At 54.7% G+C, this 3,394-nt stretch carries 3 pseudogenes; all 3 read right to left on the bottom strand.

Annotated features, from left to right (window positions below):
• Window positions 1-644: pseudogene (locus AC1DRJ_RS22075) on the bottom strand (toxin); the annotation flags it as partial.
• Between the two features lie 33 nt (window positions 645-677).
• Window positions 678-2,321: pseudogene (locus AC1DRJ_RS22070) on the bottom strand (RHS repeat-associated core domain-containing protein); the annotation flags it as partial.
• Window positions 2,322-2,575: 254 nt separating this feature from the next.
• Window positions 2,576-3,394: pseudogene (locus AC1DRJ_RS22065) on the bottom strand (SpvB/TcaC N-terminal domain-containing protein); the annotation flags it as partial.

Genomic DNA, 3,394 nt, shown 5'->3' with positions numbered 1-3,394 from the left:
GTGTCTGTGAAAATGGTTGTATCGCTGAGCAATCTTTCCGCTGAGTCCGGATAGAGCGCTACGATTGAGTTCAGCGCCCGGACTTCGGCATGAGCCCCGGGCCCGCCAGCAAATGCAGGTATTACTCCATTGCTGGCATCGATATGGCTGGCGATGAGGTCTCTGACCGGTTGCTGCAGTTCGTGGACTTGCTCGCGTGTTCTACTGAGCGTCGGATGGGCGCGCAGTGATTCGGGGTCAATATGTATCTGTCGCAGCGCGTCTGATTTCGTTGCGGTGTAGCGTTCGGCCAGATCTTCCAGAAAAACACCGGCATTTTCGATTCTGTAGCTGCCGAAGGTCAAGTAGTGTTCCGGGCTTTTCGCCCCCACGTAATTCTGATCGACACCCCGGTAGTTTGTCGGGCCGGACGGGGGGCCTTCCAGGTTGAAGAGTTCGCCGACTTTTAGCTCGCGATCAGTGTTGATTGCGTAGGCATGAGCAGTCAGTTTTTGCACGGCAAATTTGTTGAACTTGATATCACCAGGTGTCGATAGCCTGCGTTTCGCTGCGTTCATGATGTCTTGCGAGCGCTGCCTGCCCCAACTACGGAATTGCCCGACGATTTCCTCTTTTCCCAAGCCCTGATGGTCGACGAATCTCACCGGGTTGTTCCCCACCATGCAATACAGATTCAACCCGTCCGCCGTCCCCGCCGGATCCGGACTGATCTATCGTTGCAACCACGGCGCGTAATATCGGTGACCGTAGTAGTACAGCCCGCTGGCATCACGCTCCTTCCCCGAGTAACGAATGGTTCTGTATGTCGCCTCCAGCACGTTGCGGGCCGCTCTCCATGCCGTGCCGCCAAAGGGGTAATAACCTTCCTCGCTGATCAGCTTGCCTTCGGCATCGAGTTCCAGTGTGTTGGAGCCCAGGTGGTCGTCGAAGCTGTAGCGCAAAGCATCATTGGTGATGGCTGAAGGTGTTCCCAGGCTCCAGTGCAGACAACGTACAGTGCAGTTTCCTGCCTTGAGGGTGATGACCTCGAGTTGCTCCGTCGTGCTTTCACGGATCTCCAGCCCCGGCAAATAGATGACGTCGCACCAATGGGTCAGTGCATGCGCCTTTTGAGTCTGTCGCTTGCGAATGCGCTGACCGTTGCCATCGTAGAGATAACTTTCCGTATCGGCTTCTTCTCCTGCACGCTCGACCAGGGTAACGCTGTGTAGTTGGTTACGAATGTTCCATACCAGAGGTCGCCCCGTTTGCAGGGCTTGCAGATTGCCGTTGGCGTCAAAGACGTTTGCAAAATCGGGTTCTGGATCGCCTGTTTTCCATGACAACCCACGATTGCTGTCTGGGGCGATGCGCATGTCTCGGGTGTAGTTATTGCCCTCGCACTGATGCTGGACTTTGATCAGGTTGCAGCGCTCGTCATAGGTGTATCTCTGAGTGAAGTTGAGCAGTCGGCTCCGGTCGCCCGCGCTCTTCGACCACTCGGGAAGTGAGGGCTGGATGCTTGCCCCCTGCTCTTCACGCCCCGAAGCCTGGACCAGTTGATAAAGGCTGTCGTAAACATAGGAACTGACCGGATTGATCCGTTGGTTGGCGTTGTGCTGCGCGGGTTTGCTGTGGTCTTCGACACTCAGCACATTGCCGACAGCGTCATAGGCGTAGTGCAACTTCTGGATGACACTTGCATCTGTGCGCGAAAGGGTTCGCTGGTTCATGCGTGCATTTTCAGGTGCATAAGTCGCTGTACCAGTGATCTTGCCGCCCATGGTTTGCGACTCGATCTGACCCTGCTCGTTGTAGCTGACCTGATCCAGAATCAACCTGTGTTCCGTGGCACCATTAAGTTGTAGCGTGACTTTTTTCAACTGTCCGGCGACATCGAACCAGAAGCGTTGGGTATGACCTTTGGCATCCTTGTGCCGGACCACTTCGCCGGTGGCTGAGTATTGCCAGGTGGTGGTGTAGCCGGTTCCGCTTTCGAGCAAGTCATCCCGTTTCGCGGGTTCTTCGGGCCAGTCCGGGGATTGTTGGTCTTTGAGCAAATGTCGGGTTTCGCTGATTAGATGACCTGTCAGGTCATACTCGCCAAGGTGTCTTTTACCTGCCGTATCATCATGACGAATCAATCGGCCGCACTGGTTCTTTTTAGCAAACTCGGCTGAGCTGTCTGCATAGGAAAAACGCTCGGTTGCCTGGCGGGTTTTTTCATTGCCCGCTTCGTAAATGGCCGTAGGGCGTAACTGATTGTCATAGTCCGTTTGCCGATGACTGCCCCGAGAGTCCCAATTTTCCGATGCCTGGCCCGCTTCGCCAAACAAGGTCATGCGCCAACCTGCATCGATGCTTTTGCTTAACAGCAATGCGCCGGACAGGCTGCTGATTTGCGTCATATCGGCTAGTTCCAGGCTGACACCGCTGCGTTGCTCGGCAATTTGGCCGCTGATGTCGTGCGGGTAACGAGCAATTCGAGCCTGAGGCTGCGCGATGCCGGCATTACGCAGGTAGGCGACTTCGCGAACCCGGACACCGCGCCCATCGACAATGTTCAGTGTCGGGGTTTTTCCATGAATATGGCTGCTCATCTGTCGCCTCCCTGCGTCATTGATTGATCAGGCTGTGTGTCGTTTTCGTCTTCGGTAATGGAGTACCAGGGCAGATAGGTGTACTGACGTTCATCGCCGTTGGCATTGATGACACGAACGCGTCGGCCGACTGGGTCGTGGAAATATTGATCGAACAGTTTTGATTGGCGTGAGGGTTTATCATCGGTGTAGCGATGACTGTCACTGAAAGAAGGACGGTAGGTGCGACTCACTAAACCCTTGGTGTCGTATTCGATGCGTTCGCTGACGCGCCAGCGATGACTGACGTCTTTTTTTTGCTCGGCTGCCCTCAACTCGGCTTTTTGTTTTATTTGCAGTTGCCGACCAAAACCATCCCGGTAAACGACCGTGATACGTGTCTGTTTTTCAGTATCGGTGGGGTATCTGTCCGACTGCATCATGATGTGGTGAACCGGTTCGCGCCGCGCATTGGTTACCAGTTTCAGCAGTTTTTGCTCGTAAGGTGTCTTCCTGGTACCGGGATCGAACAAACGAGTACGAGTGCTGGCGCGAACATGCCCGCCAGGTAATAGATCGCCTAACGTCACCGCCTCTTTGCAAGACTCTTGGTCTTGTGTGTTTGTACCAACAACTTGCCCCATCCAGCTCAGTGAGTTGTAGAACCAGGCGCTGGCGGYATTCTGGATTGCCTGGTCCGGGTTTTGGAGGGCGAGATCAGGCCGGTCGTCGTAACGACGGGGGTAGGTCGACAATGGCTTGAAGCCGATATCTTCACCGTTGATGCTTTTGTAATGGCTGACGGCTTGAACGTGTCCGAATGGGTTGTACAAAAC

Source organism: Pseudomonas sp. P5_B2 (genome assembly GCF_056400445.1).
This window is presented reverse-complemented; position numbering and strand designations above follow the sequence as displayed.